This window comes from Bacillus swezeyi (assembly GCF_001969815.1).
Lineage (GTDB): Bacteria > Bacillota > Bacilli > Bacillales > Bacillaceae > Bacillus > Bacillus swezeyi.
In genome coordinates, this window is the sequence record NZ_MRBK01000003.1 from 155,536 (window position 1) to 174,248 (window position 18,713).

At 45.3% G+C, this 18,713-nt stretch carries 21 protein-coding genes; all 21 read left to right on the top strand.

Annotation, left to right across the window (positions count from 1 at the left end; all coding sequences use genetic code 11):
• Positions 1-9 precede the first annotated feature (9 nt).
• Positions 10-1,047 carry an NAD(P)H-dependent glycerol-3-phosphate dehydrogenase gene (locus BTA30_RS02500; protein WP_076758836.1) on the top strand — a complete coding sequence of 346 codons (1,038 nt, stop codon included), beginning with the start codon at positions 10-12 and terminating at the stop codon, positions 1,045-1,047.
• 326 nt (positions 1,048-1,373) lie between these two features.
• Entirely contained in the window at positions 1,374-1,577 is a 204-nt protein-coding gene (locus BTA30_RS02510) for a DUF2768 domain-containing protein (RefSeq protein ID WP_076758838.1), read from the top strand.
• 22 nt (positions 1,578-1,599) lie between these two features.
• Positions 1,600-2,316, top strand: a complete 717-nt coding sequence (locus BTA30_RS02515) for an LptM family lipoprotein (RefSeq protein ID WP_076758840.1) — start codon at positions 1,600-1,602, stop codon at positions 2,314-2,316.
• A gap of 191 nt (positions 2,317-2,507) precedes the next feature.
• Complete coding sequence (gene spoIVA, locus BTA30_RS02520; protein WP_076758843.1) at positions 2,508-3,986, top strand: stage IV sporulation protein A; 1,479 nt, start codon at positions 2,508-2,510, stop codon at positions 3,984-3,986.
• A gap of 426 nt (positions 3,987-4,412) precedes the next feature.
• On the top strand, positions 4,413-4,691 hold the full coding sequence (gene hbs / locus BTA30_RS02525; RefSeq protein ID WP_003183006.1) for a non-specific DNA-binding protein Hbs: 279 nt from the start codon (positions 4,413-4,415) through the stop codon (positions 4,689-4,691).
• A gap of 205 nt (positions 4,692-4,896) precedes the next feature.
• Positions 4,897-5,469 carry a GTP cyclohydrolase I FolE gene (folE, locus tag BTA30_RS02530; RefSeq protein ID WP_076758846.1) on the top strand — a complete coding sequence of 191 codons (573 nt, stop codon included), beginning with the start codon at positions 4,897-4,899 and terminating at the stop codon, positions 5,467-5,469.
• A 23-nt stretch (positions 5,470-5,492) separates the two neighbouring features.
• A complete protein-coding gene (gene mtrB, locus BTA30_RS02535; protein WP_076758850.1) occupies positions 5,493-5,723 on the top strand; it encodes a trp RNA-binding attenuation protein MtrB in 231 nt (76 codons plus the stop codon).
• Between the two features lie 140 nt (positions 5,724-5,863).
• Positions 5,864-6,640 (top strand): heptaprenyl diphosphate synthase component 1, encoded by a 777-nt coding sequence (locus BTA30_RS02540; RefSeq protein ID WP_076758852.1) that lies wholly within the window; start codon positions 5,864-5,866, stop codon positions 6,638-6,640.
• A gap of 5 nt (positions 6,641-6,645) precedes the next feature.
• Positions 6,646-7,347: a demethylmenaquinone methyltransferase gene (locus BTA30_RS02545; protein WP_076758855.1), complete on the top strand. Its 702-nt coding sequence runs from the start codon at positions 6,646-6,648 to the stop codon at positions 7,345-7,347.
• A 29-nt stretch (positions 7,348-7,376) separates the two neighbouring features.
• A complete protein-coding gene (gene hepT / locus BTA30_RS02550; RefSeq protein ID WP_076758858.1) occupies positions 7,377-8,339 on the top strand; it encodes a heptaprenyl diphosphate synthase component II in 963 nt (320 codons plus the stop codon).
• A 118-nt stretch (positions 8,340-8,457) separates the two neighbouring features.
• The gene (gene ndk, locus BTA30_RS02555; protein WP_076758862.1) at positions 8,458-8,904 is read left to right on the top strand and encodes a nucleoside-diphosphate kinase; all 447 of its coding nucleotides are present in this window, start codon (positions 8,458-8,460) and stop codon (positions 8,902-8,904) included.
• Positions 8,905-9,056: 152 nt separating this feature from the next.
• The gene (locus BTA30_RS02560; RefSeq protein WP_076758866.1) at positions 9,057-9,824 is read left to right on the top strand and encodes a CheR family methyltransferase; all 768 of its coding nucleotides are present in this window, start codon (positions 9,057-9,059) and stop codon (positions 9,822-9,824) included.
• 71 nt (positions 9,825-9,895) lie between these two features.
• Positions 9,896-11,068, top strand: coding sequence for a chorismate synthase (aroC, locus tag BTA30_RS02565; RefSeq protein ID WP_076758871.1), 1,173 nt, complete (start codon positions 9,896-9,898; stop codon positions 11,066-11,068).
• Positions 11,068-12,156, top strand: a complete 1,089-nt coding sequence (gene aroB / locus BTA30_RS02570; RefSeq protein WP_076758875.1) for a 3-dehydroquinate synthase — start codon at positions 11,068-11,070, stop codon at positions 12,154-12,156. Before aroC ends, aroB begins: the two co-directional genes overlap by 1 nt.
• Positions 12,153-12,536, top strand: a complete 384-nt coding sequence (aroH, locus tag BTA30_RS02575) for a chorismate mutase (RefSeq protein WP_076758878.1) — start codon at positions 12,153-12,155, stop codon at positions 12,534-12,536. Before aroB ends, aroH begins: the two co-directional genes overlap by 4 nt.
• Before the next feature lie 253 nt (positions 12,537-12,789).
• Entirely contained in the window at positions 12,790-14,337 is a 1,548-nt protein-coding gene (gene trpE / locus BTA30_RS02580; protein ID WP_076758881.1) for an anthranilate synthase component I, read from the top strand.
• Positions 14,309-15,325 (top strand): anthranilate phosphoribosyltransferase, encoded by a 1,017-nt coding sequence (gene trpD / locus BTA30_RS02585; protein ID WP_076758884.1) that lies wholly within the window; start codon positions 14,309-14,311, stop codon positions 15,323-15,325. Before trpE ends, trpD begins: the two co-directional genes overlap by 29 nt.
• Positions 15,318-16,082, top strand: coding sequence for an indole-3-glycerol phosphate synthase TrpC (trpC, locus tag BTA30_RS02590; protein WP_076758888.1), 765 nt, complete (start codon positions 15,318-15,320; stop codon positions 16,080-16,082). The genes trpD and trpC overlap by 8 nt, the downstream gene beginning before the upstream one ends.
• On the top strand, positions 16,075-16,731 hold the full coding sequence (locus BTA30_RS02595) for a phosphoribosylanthranilate isomerase (RefSeq protein WP_076758890.1): 657 nt from the start codon (positions 16,075-16,077) through the stop codon (positions 16,729-16,731). Before trpC ends, BTA30_RS02595 begins: the two co-directional genes overlap by 8 nt.
• The gene (trpB, locus tag BTA30_RS02600; protein WP_076758893.1) at positions 16,712-17,938 is read left to right on the top strand and encodes a tryptophan synthase subunit beta; all 1,227 of its coding nucleotides are present in this window, start codon (positions 16,712-16,714) and stop codon (positions 17,936-17,938) included. The genes BTA30_RS02595 and trpB overlap by 20 nt, the downstream gene beginning before the upstream one ends.
• Positions 17,907-18,710: a tryptophan synthase subunit alpha gene (gene trpA, locus BTA30_RS02605; RefSeq protein ID WP_076758895.1), complete on the top strand. Its 804-nt coding sequence runs from the start codon at positions 17,907-17,909 to the stop codon at positions 18,708-18,710. The genes trpB and trpA overlap by 32 nt, the downstream gene beginning before the upstream one ends.
• The last annotated feature ends 3 nt before the right edge of the window (positions 18,711-18,713 follow it).

Consider the following 18,713-nt stretch of genomic DNA (forward strand, 5'->3'; position numbering starts at 1 on the left):
TGTAGCAGAATGACTAAAGTATCGATTTTAGGAGCCGGAAGCTGGGGAACAGCATTGGCCCTTGTTTTGGCGGACAACCAGTACGATGTTTGCGTATGGGGCCACCGCGAAGAGCTGATTGAGCAAATCAATGAACATCATGAAAACAAAGATTATCTGCCCGGCGTCAAACTGCCTGACAATGTCCGCGCGACAACAGACCTGCAAGGTGCATTGGCTGATGTTAAAACGATCATTGTCGCTGTTCCGACGAAAGCGATTCGGGAGGTTCTCAAAGAGGCGGTTTCCTTTATCAAGCAAAAGGCGATTTTTGTACATGTGTCAAAAGGAATAGAGCCTGATACACTGCTCAGAATCTCAGAGATGATGGAAGAGGAAATCCCTGCTGAATTAAGGGAGGATATCGTCGTTCTTTCCGGTCCGAGCCATGCCGAGGAAGTCGGGTTAAGACACCCGACGACAGTAACGGTTTCATCGAAAAACATTGAAGCGGCTCAGGCGATTCAAGATATGTTTATGAATCAGCATTTTCGCGTCTATACAAATCCCGATATTATCGGAGTCGAGATCGGCGGTGCGCTGAAAAACATCATTGCACTTGCCGCTGGAATCACGGACGGCTTGGGATACGGAGATAATGCAAAAGCCGCTTTGATTACAAGAGGCCTCGCGGAAATTGCCCGATTAGGCACAAAAATGGGCGGAAATCCGCTGACATTCTCAGGGCTTACGGGAATCGGGGATCTGATCGTCACCTGCACAAGCGTCCATTCACGAAATTGGCGCGCCGGTAATATGCTGGGTAAAGGCTTCAAACTTGAAGAAGTTCTTAAAGAAATGGGGATGGTCGTTGAGGGGGTACGCACAACAAAAGCGGCATATCAGCTTTCACAGAAATATGATGTCAAAATGCCGATCACAGAAGCCCTGCATAAAGTTTTATTTGACGGCAAAAAAGTTGAAACAGCTGTTGAATCATTGATGGCAAGAGTCAAAACACACGAGATGGAAGATCTTGTGAATACGTTCGAGAATCAAATGAAATGACCACCCCAAATTCGATTTGACACTCTCCTCTAGGTTCTTTTTTAAAAACCTGAAACATTTTGGAGACTTAGGCAAGAGAGGATACATTTGTCCGAAGACTTGCATAAAATAGAATCGAAGTCTGGAAGAGCTGTATCTAATCATTTGGGTTTTATAGTCATCATTTACATCGCCTGAAGCAAAGTCCCCCTCTTTGCTTCAGGCTTTTTTTGCGCTTGTTCTTCATTTCGAAAAATTGGAAAACCTGTTGAACTTCTGGTTTTTCTTATATAAAATGAAATATAACGTTTACATCATAAGAGAATGATAGAAGGAGGGCTTTTAGTGTGAATCTCGGTCTGTTAAAAATGTGGTTTGCCTTAGGGGCCATGGGCCTGATGTTCATAGCGGTGATCGCCATATACATAAGCAGGTATAAGTTTCAAAATCGTTTTCTCAAAATCATCACTTCGTCTCTGGCTTATACATGCATGCTGATCTCGGGCGTGATCGTCTTTTTCGTCGTCTTCAGCGGTCCTGTCAATGAATAATGTCTTTAAAAGGAAGATTCATATGAAAAAAATAAGCGTACTGCTCACACTCATGTTCACAGCAATCTTTTTAAGCGGATGTTTATACCCTGAGGAAAGAAAGGCGAAAAACAGCGCGCCTTATCAAAATCAGCTGAATGAAGTACAGGCAGCAGTTGATGAATTCCGGGAGGCGACAGGGGGGCTTCTTCCGATTAAAACAAAAGATATGTCCGTCCCAATCTATCAAAAATATCCTATTGATTTTAACAGGCTGTCTCCGCGGTATTTGGCCGAGCCTCCGGGCACCTCCTATGAAAATGGCGGAGAATATTTATATGTTCTCGTAGATGTTGAAAAAAATCCGACGGTCAAGCTCATTGACGTGAAAATGTCGGAAGCTATCAGAGATTTAAAACTTCGAGTCGAAATGTATAAAGAGCAGCATAAGTATCCGCCATACGAAAAAGTCGTAGCCAAAAATTTATTTATGCTCGATTATCAAAAGCTGGGCCTTAAAGAAGCGCCTTCTGTCACAAGTCCGCTAACAGGCACTTCGCTTCCGCTTCTCGTCGATCAAAAAGGCGACATCCAGGTAGATTATCGGGTGGATCTGGCCAAACTGGCAAAACAGTCAAAAACGGCCTTAAAACCGGGCGAGGAAATCCAGGATTTAATGTGGAAAGAAACGCCTTTCGTACCGGCGTTTTCGGTTCAATATACTGTCAACGACAAACAGGAACCCGTTTTTTTGCCATAGCAAATACACGAATTAGTCATGAACCTTTCTCCTCAGCATACAATTAGGAGAAAGGTTTTTTCACGCATGGCGAAAAAATTTCCCTGAGCTGTCATATTGAAATGGGACAACGTCATACAATGTAATGTCCTGTTTATGATTGATGAAGAAGTAAAAAATTGAAAAGGATTGGAAGTCCGGGAGGGGATCACTTGGAAAAGGTCGATATTTTCAAGGATATCGCTGAACGAACAGGAGGCGATATATACTTAGGTGTCGTAGGAGCAGTACGCACAGGAAAATCTACGTTCATTAAAAAATTTATGGAGCTAGTGGTGCTCCCGAATATCAACAATGAAGCAGACCGGGCGCGCGCGCAAGATGAGCTCCCCCAAAGTGCCGCTGGCAAAACCATCATGACGACCGAACCGAAATTTGTTCCGAATCAGGCGATGTCAGTTCATGTCAGTGACGGACTCGATGTGAATATAAGACTTGTTGACTGTGTCGGCTACACTGTACCTGGAGCAAAGGGCTATGAAGATGAAAACGGCCCGAGGATGATTAACACGCCTTGGTACGAAGAACCGATTCCATTTCATGAAGCTGCTGAAATCGGCACGAGAAAAGTCATACAGGAGCATTCAACCATCGGCGTCGTCATTACGACGGACGGCACGATTGGAGAAATCGCCAGACAGGATTATATTGAGGCGGAAGAGCGGGTGATCGATGAATTAAAAGAGGTTGGAAAACCGTTTATCATGGTGATCAACTCTGTACGCCCATATCATCCTGAAACAGAGGCGCTCCGAAATGAACTGATGGAAAAGTACGACATCCCAGTGCTTGCGATGAGTGTGGAAAGCATGAGGGAAGCTGATGTCATGAGCGTTCTCAGAGAAGCGCTTTACGAGTTCCCTGTTCTTGAAGTAAACGTCAATCTTCCGAGCTGGGTCATGGTATTAAAAGAAAACCACTGGCTGCGTGAAAACTATCAGGATTCAGTGAAAGAAACCGTCAAAGATATTAAAAGATTAAGAGATGTCGATCGCGTCGTCGGCCACTTCAGCGAATTTGATTTCATCGAGCGGGCGAGCCTCGCCGGAATTGAGATGGGGCAGGGAATCGCGGAAATCGATTTATATGCGCCAGATTACCTGTACGATGAAATCTTAAGGGAAGTCGTCGGCGTTGAAATCAGAGGAAAGGACCACCTGCTCCAGCTGATGCAGGACTTTGCACACGCCAAGACGGAATATGATCAGGTGTCAGATGCTCTGAAAATGGTAAAACAAACCGGCTATGGAATTGCTGCGCCGGCATTGACCGACATGAGTCTTGATGAGCCTGAAATCATCAGACAGGGATCAAGATTCGGCGTGCGCTTGAAAGCTGTAGCGCCATCCATTCATATGATCAAAGTCGATGTAGAAAGCGAATTCGCTCCGATTATCGGTACAGAAAAACAAAGCGAAGAGCTTGTCAGGTATTTAATGCAGGACTTTGAAGACGATCCGCTGTCCATCTGGAATTCCGATATTTTCGGAAGAAGCCTCAGCTCGATCGTCAGGGAAGGCATACAGGCAAAGCTGTCTCTCATGCCGGAAAACGCAAGATATAAGCTGAAGGAGACCTTGGAGCGCATCATTAATGAAGGCTCAGGCGGCTTGATTGCGATCATCTTATAAAAGGTAAGGCCTCTTATCATACGGGAGGTCTTTTTTTGTATGTTTAAGACTCGCTCACAGGCCGCGTGGAATCCCAGGATATCGAAAATTCAAAGGCGGTGCGCGGCTGGAAATATAGGAAAGAATATGATTAAAAAAGGAAAAATAGGAATATTTGTTCGTTGCATTCAGCTTAAACCTTGACGAATAAGGGATCATAGCTTTAAAATGCTTGATATGGCTTTTCATATGTGTTAATCTACATACAGAAAATCTTCACTTTATTGGACAATCGTTCCTCTGAACGTGAAATTTTCATTGAAAGCTGTGAAATGCCTTTTCTATATTTATTTGAAATTTCTGTTCAAACAGGTATAGAAACAGGTTGAACTGTGAAGAAATGATGATAATCTATTGATTGTTACCTTTTGGGAGGAGGTGAAAGGCATGAACAAGACAGAACTAATCAATGCGGTTGCAGAAGCAAGCGAACTATCTAAAAAAGACGCTACTAAAGCAGTTGATTCTGTTTTTGATACAATTTTAGATGCACTAAAAAACGGTGAAAAAATTCAATTGATCGGTTTTGGTAACTTTGAGGTTCGTGAGCGCTCAGCTCGTAAAGGACGTAATCCTCAGACAGGTGAAGAAATCGAAATCCCTGCAAGCAAAGTACCTGCTTTCAAACCAGGTAAAGCGCTTAAAGATGCTGTAGCAGGCAAATAATCGTATGTATAGGCCGTTTTCTACGAATTATACATACCGTATTGTTTCTTCACAGGAAAGCCCCTTTTAAAAGGGGCTTTTCATATTTAAGAGCTCTTTTCAGAAGAAATTCTTTTTGCCGGCTAAAACCTTTCATTTTGCTTTTATAAGCTGAAGTGTGCTAGAATCTGAATTAAATGTATGCGTTTCTGGAGGATATAAAACAATGAGAGAAATCAATAAAGAACAAATTGAACAAGCTGTCCGGCAAATTTTAGAAGCAATCGGAGAAGATCCAAATCGTGAAGGTCTTCTGGATACACCAAAAAGAGTCGCGAAAATGTACGCCGAAGTGTTTGCAGGATTAAACGAAGACCCGAAGGAACATTTTAAAACAATTTTTGGCGAAGACCATGAAGAGCTTGTTCTTGTTAAAGATATTCCTTTTTATTCAATGTGTGAACATCATTTGGTTCCTTTTTACGGAAAAGCCCATGTGGCATATATTCCTAAAGGCGGCAAAGTCACAGGACTCAGCAAACTGGCGAGAGCGGTTGAAGCGGTCGCAAAACGCCCGCAGCTGCAGGAACGGATTACCTCAACGATTGCAGACAGCATCGTTGAAACGCTGACGCCTCACGGTGTAATGGTGGTCGTTGAAGCGGAGCATATGTGCATGACGATGCGGGGTGTGAAAAAGCCCGGAGCAAAAACCGTCACTTCAGCTGTAAGAGGAACGTTCAGACAAGATGTAGCCGCTCGTTCCGAAGTATTGGAGCTTATTAAATATCATGATTAAAAATGAGAAGGTGTGCGATAAACATGACCAATAATCAATCAAATGATTTTGTGGTGATTAAAGCCGTTGAGGACGGCGTAAACGTGATTGGCCTGACAAGAGGAACAGATACGAGGTTTCATCATTCTGAAAAGCTCGATAAAGGCGAAGTGATGATCTGCCAGTTTACCGAGCATACCTCCGCTATAAAAGTCCGCGGCGAGGCTCTTATCCAAACAGCCAACGGCGAGATGAAAAGCGAAGCGAAAAAATAGTGCAGCCATCTTTCGGCCCCTTTCATGGCATAAGCCGTTCATTTTCATCATATTATGGTATACTTAAACTTTCTCCGCTTCAAAAAGATTCATAATCAATCAAGAGAAAAACTGCGAATTTTGGGACAAGGGTGATATCTTTGCAAGACATCTACGGACAATTATCTTATTTGAAAATCAAGCTGAATAAAAAGCTTTCACATCCTTATTTGGCTAAGCATTTAACTGCGCCAAAAGTTGATGAGGATAAGCTGTTTCTGTTTTACGCTCTGTTTGATGAAACGGAATTAATAGAAGCTGACAAAGAAAATTACATTTTAACGGCGATGCTTGTTCAAACAGCCCTTGATACCCATGATGAAGTCACGACCGCAGCTTCAATTAAGCAGGATGACTATAAAAACCGCCAGCTGACGGTTCTGGCCGGGGATTATTTCAGCGGCATGTACTACTCCCTGTTATCGGGTATGAAGGATATCTATATGATTCGGACGCTTGCTGCGGCCATTAAAGAAATTAATGAACATAAGATAAGGCTTTATGATCATTCCGCAAAAGACCTAAACAGCCTGGAAAAAAGCGTCAGCATAGTGGAAGCTGCACTTTTTCACCATCTCGCCGACCACTTTTATCTGCCTCACTGGAAAACAGCCGCCAACGACTTTCTTGTGTTTAAAAGGCTTGCGGTCGAAGAAAAGGCTTCAGACTCCCGTTTGCTGGAGACGATTTTAAAGGAAGAATTTCCGGAAAATCAGGTTTCATGCGGGCAATTGGCCGATGCGGCTTATCAAAAAGCGAAGCTTCAGATTGACCAATGCCTTGCCAAAAAGCCTGCCGTTCAAAAATGGCTTTTGGACCGCCTGCAAGCGATTAGGCCTGAAAAACGAACCTATCATCAGAAAGTGGAAGAAGGGTAACCGTCATGGAGCAGTCAAAAGAACAGCGCGTACACGGCGTGTTTGAAAAAATCTACAAAAATTATGACCAGATGAATTCCGTCATCAGTTTTAAGCAGCATAAAAAATGGCGAGATAAAACGATGCGGATCATGAAAGTTCAAAAAGGAACCAAGGCGCTTGATGTCTGCTGCGGGACGGCGGACTGGACGATCGCGCTCGCGGATGCTGCAGGAGAGACGGGCGAGGTCAAAGGTCTTGACTTCAGCAAAAATATGCTGAGCATTGCCGAACAAAAAACTGATCAATACACCCAGATTGAATTGATCCACGGCAACGCGATGGAGCTGCCTTTTCCCGACAATTCGTTCGACTATGTCACGATCGGCTTTGGACTCCGTAATGTCCCTGATTATTTAACGGCCTTAAAAGAGATGGCGCGCGTGGTGAAACCCGGCGGTCAAGTTGTCTGCCTTGAAACGTCCCAGCCGGAAATGTTCGGGTTTAAACAGCTGTACTTTCTTTATTTCCGCTTTATTATGCCTGTGTTTGGAAAGCTCTTTGCGAAAAGCTTTAAAGAGTATTCCTGGCTTCAAGAATCGGCCAGGGAATTTCCGGGTATGAAAGAGCTTGCAGACTTATTTGAAAAGGCTGGGCTAGAAAATGTTCAATATCATCCATTCACAGGCGGCGTAGCAGCTACACATGTCGGCTGGAAGAAGCGGTGATGACTACTGAAATACTCGGGTGAATTAAAATGAAATTGACAACGTTATATTCTTTTTTGAATAACGATATTGATTTAATAGAAAAAGAGCTGGAAAAGACCGTGCACTCCGACTATCCTTTGCTGAGTGAAGCAAGCCTTCATTTACTGCAGGCCGGAGGCAAACGGATCCGTCCGGTGTTTGTTCTGCTTTGCGGCATGTTCGGGGAATATGACATTAACAAAATTAAAAATGTCGCGGTTTCTCTTGAACTGATGCATATGGCTTCGCTCGTCCATGATGATGTCATTGATGATGCTGAGCTTAGAAGAGGACAGCCGACAATCAAAGCAAAGTGGGATAATCGCATTGCAATGTATACAGGCGATTATTTGTTTGCCCGTTCACTTGAATCCATGACAAAAATAAGCGAGCCGAAAGCCCACGAAATCCTGTCGCAGGCCCTTGTTGAAGTATGCCTTGGAGAAATAGAGCAAATTAAAGATAAATATAATATGGAGCAAAACCTCAGAACCTATTTAAGAAGGATCAAGCGGAAGACGGCGCTTCTGATTGCAGCGAGCTGCCAGCTTGGCGCCATTGCCGCGGGAGCAGGGGAAAAGGTTCATAAAACACTTTATTGGTTCGGCTATTATGTCGGAATGTCATATCAGATTATTGATGACATCCTCGATTTTACGGCCAGTGAAGAAGAGCTGGGCAAACCTGTTGGCGGGGATTTGCTTCAGGGGAATGTGACGCTGCCTGTTCTATACGCGCTGAAATCGCCTGAATTAAAAGCCCGTTTAAAACTGATCAATAGTGAAACGACCCCTGAACAGATCAAACCGGTCATCGAAGAGCTGAAAAAAACCGATGCCATTGAACAGTCGTTCAAAGTCAGTGAAATGTATTTGAACAAGGCATTCCGCCTGCTTGAAACGCTTCCGAAAAATCGCGCAAGAACAGCTCTGGGGCAAATTGCGAAATACATCGGAAAGCGAAAATTTTAGAGAAATAAGTCAAAAGTATGAATATTCTCCACCCTTTATTGATTATTTGATTGAAAAATGTTATATTTCCGATGTAATGTTGAAAGCCTATACATAACAGTGGGGTGGAGAATCGACTATGGAAAAAACCTTTGTAATGGTAAAACCTGATGGCGTTCAGCGTCAGCTGATCGGCGAGATTTTATTAAGATTCGAACGTAAGGGCTTACAATTGGCAGGAGCCAAGCTGATGAAGGTCTCAGAGGAGACAGCGGGCGAGCATTATAAAGAGCATAAAGAAAAGCCGTTTTTTGGCGAGCTCGTTGACTTTATCACATCCGGTCCCGTTTTTGCCATGGTATGGGAAGGTGAAGACGCGATAGCAATCGCCAGACAGCTGATCGGAAAAACGAACCCTAAGGAAGCTCTCCCGGGTACAATTCGCGGAGATTTCGGCATGTTTGTCGGAAAAAACATCATTCACGGTTCAGATTCTCCTGAAAGTGCACTTCGCGAAATCAATTTGTTTTTTAAACAGGATGAACTTGTAGAAGCAGAAAAATTAATAAATCAATGGATCTATTAAAATCAGCTGAAAAGCTGATTTTTTACATGGAGCTAAACAGCCGTTGCCCCCTTTTTTAAGAAGCGGGCGTTTTTTTATTTTAAACATACAAATTCTCAAGAAAACAGGCTATAATTGTACTCATATCAGCATGATGGATTAGGAGAGAAAACATGGACAATTACAGCTTCTTCGTTGATAAATGGAAAAAAATAACTGGTGTTGACTTGACATTGTATAAAGAGGCGCAGATGAAAAGAAGATTAACGTCTCTTTATGAGAAGAAGGGCTTTGGCGACTTTCGGGAGTTTGCGCTCGCCCTCGAAAAAAATGACAATCTTCTTCAAGAGACGTTAGACAGGATGACGATAAATGTTTCTGAATTTTACAGAAACTATAAAAGATGGGATGTGCTCGAAAAAACGATTCTACCGCTGCTAAAGCCCGCCAAAACGCTTAAGGTTTGGAGTGCGGCGTGCTCAACGGGAGAAGAGCCGTATACATTATCCATGATTTTAAGCAGACAGAAGAACCTGGCAGACTATCAGATTATCGCTACAGATATCGATGACAAAGTGCTGGCCAAAGCAAAAGAAGGGACGTATCAGGAAAAATCCTTGCAGGAAGTACCGAAAGAAATGAAAGAACTGTATTTTACCCAAAACGGAAGCCGATTCACCGTCAAAGATGAAATACGGAAAAACATCCGCTTTCAAAAACACAATTTATTAGCTGATTCCTATGCGAAAGATTTTGATATTATCGTCTGCCGCAACGTATTAATTTATTTCACAGAGGATGCGAAAGAGACGGTCTACCATAAGTTCAGCCAAAGTTTAAAGCCGAACGGCGTTTTGTTTGTGGGAAGCACAGAGCAGATTTTCAACCCGGAAAAATACGGTTTTCAATCAACGGATACCTTTTTCTATCAAAAAAGTTAGCTGACTTTTTATGAAAGGTTATGTTATAGTTTTACTTAAAAGCGTTAATGTGATGAAGGGAGAACGAAAGCATGAGGTATTTAACAGCCGGAGAATCTCACGGCCCGCAGCTTACAACAATTATTGAAGGAGTTCCGTCAGGGCTTTATCTCACAAAAGAAGACATTAATCGCGAGCTTCTCAGGCGGCAAAAAGGACACGGCCGCGGACGCCGGATGCAAATTGAAACAGATCAGGTGCAGATTACAAGCGGTGTGAGGCACGGGCGTTCTCTTGGATCCCCGATTGCTCTTGTCGTGGAAAACAAAGACTGGAAACATTGGACAAAAATCATGGGTTCAGAACCGATTACAGAAGAAGAAGAGAGCGAAATGAAGCGCCAGATTTCCAGACCGAGACCGGGGCACGCCGATTTGAACGGCGCGATCAAATATGGGCACAGGGATATGCGCAATGTGCTTGAGCGTTCTTCTGCCAGGGAGACAACCGTCCGGGTCGCGGCAGGAGCTGTTGCCAAAAGGATCCTCTCCCAGCTCGGCATTCAAGTGGCCGGACATGTGCTGGAGATTGGCGGGGTAAAAGCCGAACAAACAAATTACGAGTCTATTGAAGATTTGAAAAAAGTAACAGAAGAATCTCCTGTCAGATGCTATGACGAAGAAGCAGGCCAAAAGATGATGGCTGCGATCGATGAAGCAAAAGCAAACGGAGATTCTATCGGCGGAATTGTCGAAGTGGTCGTTGAAGGGGTTCCTGTCGGAGTCGGCAGCTATGTTCACTACGACCGCAAGCTGGACAGCAAGCTGGCGGCAGCTGTATTAAGCATCAATGCCTTTAAAGGCGTTGAATTCGGCATCGGCTTTGAGGCGGCAAGAAAAAATGGCAGTGAGGTCCATGACGAAATCATTTGGGATGAAGAAAAAGGCTATACACGGGCAACGAACCGTCTCGGCGGGCTTGAAGGCGGAATGACAACTGGGATGCCGATTGTTGTCAGAGGCGTCATGAAACCGATCCCGACTTTATACAAACCGCTGAAAAGCGTTGATATCGAAACGAAAGAGCCGTTCAGCGCAAGCATTGAACGTTCTGATTCCTGCGCAGTGCCTGCTGCAAGCGTTGTGGCAGAAGCGGTTGTCGCATGGGAAATCGCAAATGCGATCGTTGAACAGTTTGGCGTTGACCAAATGGATCGAATCGCTGAAAATGTCGAGAACATGAGAAAACTTGTGAGGGAGTTTTAATGAGATCACTTCAAATCGAGACCGCTTCCCTGTCTTATCCGGTTTTGATCGGAGGAGGCATCAGAAAAAATGCGGCTGAGCTTTTGTCGTCTTTAAACCTTCCGATGACGAAACTGCTCTTGATTACCGACGAAGAAGTAGATATACGCTATGGAGAAGAGCTGTTCAATCTTCTCCAAGGGAGATGGCCTGTAAAAAAGGTAGCTGTGCCAAGCGGAGAACAAGCCAAGTCTATCGATATGTATATGAAGCTGCAGACGGAAGCCATCCAGTTTCAGCTTGACCGTTCGTCATGCATTTTGGCGCTTGGGGGAGGTGTCGTCGGAGATCTTGCCGGATTCGTGGCTTCGACGTTTATGAGAGGCATCGATTATGTTCAATTTCCGACGACACTGCTGTCCCATGACAGCGCAGTCGGAGGCAAAGTCGCCATTAATCACCCGCTCGGCAAAAATTTAATCGGCGCTTTTCATCAGCCCAAAGCGGTGATTTATGATACGGAATGCCTGGCAACTCTTCCTGAAAAAGAGATGAGGTCAGGGATGGCGGAAGTCATAAAACATGCTTTTATTCATGATGAATCGTTTGTGCACGACCTTCTCAAGATCGATTCAATTGAATCGGTAACAAATGAACAGCTGAATGAAATGGTTTATAAAGGCATTTCGATAAAGGCTGCGATCGTTTCAAAAGATGAGCGGGAGGAAGGAATCAGAGCCTATTTAAATTTCGGCCACACGCTGGGCCATGCTGTTGAAGCCGAATACGGCTATGGAGACATCACCCATGGCGACGCCGTTGCCTTAGGAATGCAATTCGCTTTGTTTGTCAGCGAAAAGGTTCTGAATTGTCCGCTTGACCGCAGGCCGATTTCAGACTGGCTGCAAAAACTCGGATATCCGGGAAGCGTGAAACAAGAGATTTCCACAGAAGCGCTTATCAGCCGAATGATGAATGATAAAAAAACGCGCGGAGGAGTCATTCAGTTTGTCCTGCTAGACCGGATTGGCAGTGTGCGTCTGCACTCCTTTAAAGCCGAAGAAATCGAACGATGGCTGAATATGTGGAGATTGGAGGGAGACGAATGATGATGCGCGGGATTCGGGGGGCGACCACTGTTGAACAAGATACAGACAATGACATAACGGCAAAAACGAAGCAGCTGATTGAAAAAATGATTAGTGAAAATGAAATCGAACCTGAGCAAGTGGTGCAGATTTTGATTTCGGCAACTTCCGATATTCATGCGGCTTTTCCTGCAAAGGTTGTCAGGACAATTGACGGCTGGCAGCATGTGCCGGTGATGTGCATGCAGGAAATGGATGTTGAACATGGCCTTAAGCAATGCATCAGGGTGATGATGACCGTGCAGACTGAAAAGCGGCAGGATGAAGTCCGGCACGTCTATTTGGAAAATGCAGTCATACTCAGACCTGATTTATCATTGACAAAAAAGACTGAATTGTAATACGATTGTATAAACCAACCTTGGAAATACACAGGAGTGTGTATATGAGGTTTTTAAAAATGAAAGCTGAGTATGAGACTAGGGTAGTTTGAGAATGAGTTTAGATGAGCTGAGACAAAACGTTTATTACTCCTACCCAAAAGACGCTGTTCTTTTGGGTTTGTTTATTTTAACCCCACATGTCAAATCAATTTATTTGCCTCTCAGGCTTTCTTCTCATTCTCCTCCGCCTTGATAAGGAGTGAGAAAAAAATTGAGTTTTCAAACCGATTTTTCCTCTTTTATGGAGGATACTTCACATTTTAAAACGATTCCTATTATTGAAAGTTTTTCTGTCGATACGCTGACCCCTGTTCAAATGGTGGAAACGCTGCAGGACGATATCGTGTATTTGCTGGAAAGCAAAGACGATACATCCGCATGGTCAAGATATTCTTTTATCGGACTGAATCCTTTTTTGACAATTAAAGAGGAGAGCGGTCAATTTCATGTCTGCGGAGAAGAAATGGAGAAGCTTTACACCGCTTCACAGTTGAAGGAAGTTCTCCAATGGATGTCGGATACGTGCTTCATTAAGGCGCCGGATCTGGATATACCGTTTACCGGCGGGGCCGTCGGCTATTTGAGCTATGATCTCATGTCTCTTCTTGAACCGTCCATCGCAAAACACAAAAAAGAAACAGAGATGGCAAAATGTCTGCTGTATGTCTGCCGGACAATGATCGCCTATGATCATGAGCTGAAAAAGCTGCATTTCATTCAATATGTGAGACTGAACGGGAGTGAAACAAAGGAAGAAAAAGCCCTGCACTTTCAGCAGGCGAAGCGGGAGCTGAAGAAGCTTACACAGAGGCTCTCAGACGGGAAAACGGCAAAGGAGCTGTTTCTCCCGCAAGGACGGCACGGGACCCCAAGCTTTGAAAATGTTCAATCCACCTATGAGAAATCGCAGTTTTTAGCCGATGTTGAACGTTTGAAAGCGTACATTAAAGCGGGGGACATTTTTCAAGGGGTGCTTTCCCAAAGGTTTGATATTCCGGTGAAAGTCAGTTCCTTCGCATTATACAGAGTGCTGAGAATGATCAATCCGTCGCCTTACATGTACTATATCAAGCTGCCTGACCGAGAGCTTGTCGGAAGCTCCCCTGAACGCCTGATTCATGTTCAGAACGGCCACCTTGAAATCCATCCGATCGCCGGAACGAGAAAAAGAGGCCGTGACCAGGCTGAGGATGAACGGCTTCAAAAAGAGCTGTTGGCAGATGAGAAAGAAAAAGCAGAACATTATATGCTCGTCGATTTGGCGAGAAATGATATCGGCAGAGTTGCTGAATACGGATCTGTTCAAGTTCCCGAATTCACAAAAATCGTCTCTTTTTCCCATGTCATGCACATCATTTCAATCGTAACCGGTTCAATAAAAGCCGGCGTTCATCCGGCCGATGCCTTGATGAGTGCATTTCCGGCCGGGACGCTGACAGGCGCTCCGAAAATCAGGGCGATGCAGCTCTTAAATGAGCTTGAACCCGCCCCTAGGGAAACTTATGGCGGATGTATCGCTTATATCGGCTTTGACGGCAATATCGATTCCTGCATTACGATCCGCACAATGAGCGTGAAAAACGGAGTGGCGTCCATCCAAGCCGGTGCGGGGGTTGTAGCTGACTCCGTGCCTGAAAAGGAGTGGGAAGAGACATGCAATAAAGCCGGCGCTTTGCTTAAAACGATCCAAATCGCAGAGGAAATGTTTCTGGAAAAGGAGGAGGGCGGCAATGAACAAACTGTTGAAATCATGCGTTAATGGCCGAACAATGAATGAAACGGAAGCGAATGAGATCATGCATCTTATGATGAACGGAACACTGAGCGCAGCTGAAATAGGAGGACTGCTTTCCGTTCTCGCCTACCGGGGAGAGACCGTTGAGGAAGTCACAGGCTTTGTCAGAGCGATGCGGGAGAAGGCTTTTACAATGGAGGGCCCTGAACATGTTGTCGATACGTGCGGTACGGGGGGCGACGGCATTTCCACTTTCAACATTTCCACCGCTGCAGCGATTATCGCCTCTGCGGCCGGCGCTCAAATTGCCAAGCATGGTAATCGTTCAGTTTCTTCTAAAAGCGGGAGTGCTGATGTACTGGAATACCTCGGCGTTTCCATTCAGACAACACCTGAGGAAACAAAGCGCAGTATTGAACGGCGGAACATGGGCTTCTTATATGCGCCAAGCTATCATTCCTCCATGAAGCATGTGGCAGGCGCGAGAAAGGATCTGGGGTTTAGAACCGTCTTTAACCTGCTTGGTCCGCTCAGCAACCCGATGAAGGCCAAACGCCAGGTGATCGGCGTCTATTCAATTGAAAAAGCGAAGCTGATGGCCAGTGCTTTAGAATCCTTTGAGCCTGAGCACGTTCTGTTTGTTTCAAGCCGGGACGGACTTGATGAGCTGTCGATCACATCACCGACAGATGTGATTGAACTGAGAGACGGCAAAAGAATCGAATATACGATCGAGCCGTCCGATGCTGGACTGCCGTTTGGCAGGCTGAGCGACATCCAGGTGCAGACACCTGAAGAAAGCGGCCGCCTTATTGTGGATATTTTGAAAAACCAGAGTGCTGAATCAGCTCTTCACATCGCTGCGTTTAATGCAGGTGCTGCCCTTTATGTCGCAGACCAGGCGTCCGGTTTAAAAGAAGGGGTTGACATGGCATTGAAAACCATCAAAAGCGGTGAAGCGCTCAACCAGCTCGAGCGATTAAAACAGAAAGAGGAAGAAATGTATGCTTAATCAAATTATCGAAAGAAAACGGGAAGATCTGCTAAATATCGTGCTGCCGGAGGACCTGAAACTGCCGAAGCGATCATTTAAAAAGGCTCTTCTTTCTCCGAATCGATTCGTGGCTTTAATAGCTGAGGTGAAAAAAGCTTCTCCTTCAAAAGGGGTGATCCAAGCGGATTTTCAGCCTGAGAACATCGCAAAACAGTATGAACAGGCGGGAGCAGATTGCTTGTCTGTCCTGACTGATACTCCTTTTTTTCAAGGGAAGAATGATTTTTTGTCAGCGGTCAAGCGCACGGTTTCCCTCCCTGTACTGCGCAAGGACTTTATTATCGATTCCATTCAGGTTGAAGAAGCAAACCGCATCGGCGCCGATGCGATCCTGCTGATAGGCGAGGCCCTTGAACCAGGGGAGCTCTTTGAATTGTATGAAGAAGCCGTTCAAAAAGGAATGGATGTGCTTGTTGAAGTTCATGGAGAACAAACGCTTGAAGGCATCTTGAACGTCTTTACGCCTGAGATGATCGGTGTGAACAATCGAAATCTAAAAACCTTTGAAACTTCCATCAGCCAGACGGAACGGATCGCGAAAATGGTTCCTGACGGCACCGTTCTTGTCAGCGAGAGCGGCATCGGCAGAAAAGAGGATTTGTCATTTGCAAAAGCTTGCGGCGCGCAGGCTGTTCTCGTCGGGGAATCACTCATGAGAGAACCGTCCCAGCTAAACGCGGTCCATGCTTTATTTGGAGAATCAAATGATGAATAAACCAAGCTTGAAATATTGCGGAATTCATTCTTTGGCAGATTTGCAGGTGACTGCACGCTCCAATGCGGACTATCTCGGATTTATTTTCGCAGAAAGCAAACGAGCCGCAGATCCCGCCGATGTGAAAAGCTGGCGCGAGCAAATTGATACGGAAGAAAAACAGCTTGTCGGCGTTTTTGTCAATGAGGATGTTCGCCGGATCGCCCAAATCGCGGAAGATGTGGAATTAGACGTGATTCAGCTTCACGGGGATGAATCGGCCGAAGACATTAAACGGCTGAAAAGCATGACAGATTGCGAGATTTGGAAGGCGCTCCACCATGGAAGCGGAACTGTACAGAAAATGAAAACCATCGCTCCTTATATAGACGGGTTTGTCATCGACTCTTCCGTCAAGGGCATGAGAGGAGGAACAGGTATTTCATTTTCATGGGAAAGTGTCCCGTTATATAAAGAGGCGGCAGCCAGGGAAGGGAAGCGCCTGTTTATCGCGGGCGGCGTCAGCCCGAAAAGCATAGGTGATCTTTTACGGTGGAGCCCGCCTGGAATTGATCTGGCAAGCGGAATTGAAGAAAAAGGCCAAAAAAGCGAAAAGCTGATGAACCTTTTAGAAGAGAGGATGTTCGATCATGTATTCATATCCGAATGAGCAAGGAAGATTTGGAGATTTCGGAGGGAAATTTGTTCCGGAAACACTCATGCAGCCTTTAGAAGAAATTGAAAAAGCGTTTCTTGAACTGAAAGACGATCCTTCATTTCAAGAAGAATATCAAAAGCTTTTATTTGACTACTCAGGACGCCCGACGGCTCTGACTTTTGCCGACCAGCTGACAAAGCAGCTCGGCGGGGCCAAAATCTATTTAAAAAGAGAAGACTTAAACCATACCGGCGCCCACAAAATCAACAATGCCCTCGGTCAGGCGCTGCTCGCCAAAAAAATGGGGAAAACGAAGCTGATTGCTGAAACCGGTGCAGGTCAGCATGGAGTAGCCGCCGCGACTGTCGCCGCAAAATTCGGGTTGTCATGCGTCGTGTTCATGGGTGAAGAAGATGTTGCAAGACAGTCGCTCAACGTTTTCCGGATGAAGCTTTTGGGGGCGGAAGTCGTACCGGTGTCAAGCGGAAATGGCACGCTGAAAGACGCCACAAACGAAGCGATCCGCTACTGGGTACAGCATTGTCAAGATCATTTTTACATGATTGGTTCTGTTGTGGGACCGCATCCGTATCCATATATTGTACGGGAGTTTCAACGGATGATCGGTGATGAAGCGAAAGCGCAGTTTTATAAAGCGGAGCAATCTCTCCCTGATAAAGTGATCGCCTGTGTCGGAGGCGGAAGCAATGCGATCGGGATGTTCAGCTCATTTATTGAAGAGCCTGTCGAGCTGATCGGCGTTGAGGCCGCCGGGAAAGGCGTCAACACGTCCCTTCACGCCGCTACGATTACAAAAGGCACTAAAGGCGTCATACACGGTTCTTTGACCTATTTGATCCAAGATGAATACGGCCAGATCATTGAACCTTATTCGATCTCGGCCGGACTCGACTATCCGGGAGTCGGCCCGGAGCACGCCCATCTTCATCACAGCGGACGCGTCCGCTATGAATCTGTAACAGACGACGAGGCTGTCGCGGCATTAAAACAGCTGGCGCAAACTGAAGGTATTTTGCCGGCGATTGAATCGGCCCATGCTTTGGCAAAAGCAGTTGAAATGGCAAAATGCATGCCGAAAGAGAAACGTATTCTGGTTTGCCTTTCAGGCAGGGGAGACAAAGACGTCCACACCTTAATGAAGGTGCTGGAAGAAGAGGTGAATAAAGATGTTCAATCTGAAAAATCAGCCGTCCGATAAATTATTTGTTCCGTTTATTACAGCGGGAGATCCGCTGCCGGAGGTTTCGATCGAACTGGCAAAATCCCTTCAGGAGGCGGGCGCATCGGCTCTTGAACTCGGTGTTCCTTATTCTGATCCGCTTGCAGACGGACCTGTTATACAGCGCGCTTCAAAACGGGCGCTTGAAAATGATATGAACATTGTAAAAGCGATCAGGCTTGGCGGTGAAATGAAAAAAAACGGCGTTCACATCCCAATTATTCTCTTTACGTATTACAATCCTGTGTTACAATTAGATACAGAACACTTTTTCGCTTTACTGCGACAAAATGAAATAGACGGACTTTTAGTACCGGATCTGCCTTTTGAAGAAAGCGTATATTTGCAGCAGGAGTGTAAAAAACAAGGGATCACATATATTTCCCTAATAGCGCCGACAAGCGAAAGCCGCATTCAAAAAATTGCACAGCAGGCGGAAGGGTTTGTGTATTGTGTATCTTCGCTCGGCGTGACAGGTGTGCGCAATGAATTTGATGATTCTGTTTCTTCATTCATCAGATCTGTAAAGGGAATCAGCTCCGTCCCTGTTGCTGTCGGATTTGGGATTTCCAGCTCCAAACAAGTGGAGATGATGAATGAACTGGCGGACGGCGTTGTCGTAGGAAGCGCTCTTGTCAGAAAGATCGAGGAGCTGAAAGATGACCTCGTCTGCTTTGAGACAAGAGAGCAAGCCTTAAAAGCGTTTGAAGAATACGCTAAAACATTCAGCGTATCGTACATGGTAAAATGAGGT

Coding starts and splice junctions, on each gene's coding strand:
- BTA30_RS02500 (WP_076758836.1), top strand. CDS start 10: ATGACTAAAGTATCGATTTTAGGAGCCGGAAGCTGGGGAACAGCATTG.
- BTA30_RS02515 (WP_076758840.1), top strand. CDS start 1,600: ATGAAAAAAATAAGCGTACTGCTCACACTCATGTTCACAGCAATCTTT.
- hbs (WP_003183006.1), top strand. CDS start 4,413: ATGAACAAGACAGAACTAATCAATGCGGTTGCAGAAGCAAGCGAACTA.
- folE (WP_076758846.1), top strand. CDS start 4,897: ATGAGAGAAATCAATAAAGAACAAATTGAACAAGCTGTCCGGCAAATT.
- mtrB (WP_076758850.1), top strand. CDS start 5,493: ATGACCAATAATCAATCAAATGATTTTGTGGTGATTAAAGCCGTTGAG.
- BTA30_RS02545 (WP_076758855.1), top strand. CDS start 6,646: ATGGAGCAGTCAAAAGAACAGCGCGTACACGGCGTGTTTGAAAAAATC.
- hepT (WP_076758858.1), top strand. CDS start 7,377: ATGAAATTGACAACGTTATATTCTTTTTTGAATAACGATATTGATTTA.
- ndk (WP_076758862.1), top strand. CDS start 8,458: ATGGAAAAAACCTTTGTAATGGTAAAACCTGATGGCGTTCAGCGTCAG.
- BTA30_RS02560 (WP_076758866.1), top strand. CDS start 9,057: ATGGACAATTACAGCTTCTTCGTTGATAAATGGAAAAAAATAACTGGT.
- aroC (WP_076758871.1), top strand. CDS start 9,896: ATGAGGTATTTAACAGCCGGAGAATCTCACGGCCCGCAGCTTACAACA.
- aroB (WP_076758875.1), top strand. CDS start 11,068: ATGAGATCACTTCAAATCGAGACCGCTTCCCTGTCTTATCCGGTTTTG.
- aroH (WP_076758878.1), top strand. CDS start 12,153: ATGATGATGCGCGGGATTCGGGGGGCGACCACTGTTGAACAAGATACA.
- trpD (WP_076758884.1), top strand. CDS start 14,309: ATGAACAAACTGTTGAAATCATGCGTTAATGGCCGAACAATGAATGAA.
- trpC (WP_076758888.1), top strand. CDS start 15,318: ATGCTTAATCAAATTATCGAAAGAAAACGGGAAGATCTGCTAAATATC.
- BTA30_RS02595 (WP_076758890.1), top strand. CDS start 16,075: ATGAATAAACCAAGCTTGAAATATTGCGGAATTCATTCTTTGGCAGAT.
- trpB (WP_076758893.1), top strand. CDS start 16,712: ATGTATTCATATCCGAATGAGCAAGGAAGATTTGGAGATTTCGGAGGG.
- trpA (WP_076758895.1), top strand. CDS start 17,907: ATGTTCAATCTGAAAAATCAGCCGTCCGATAAATTATTTGTTCCGTTT.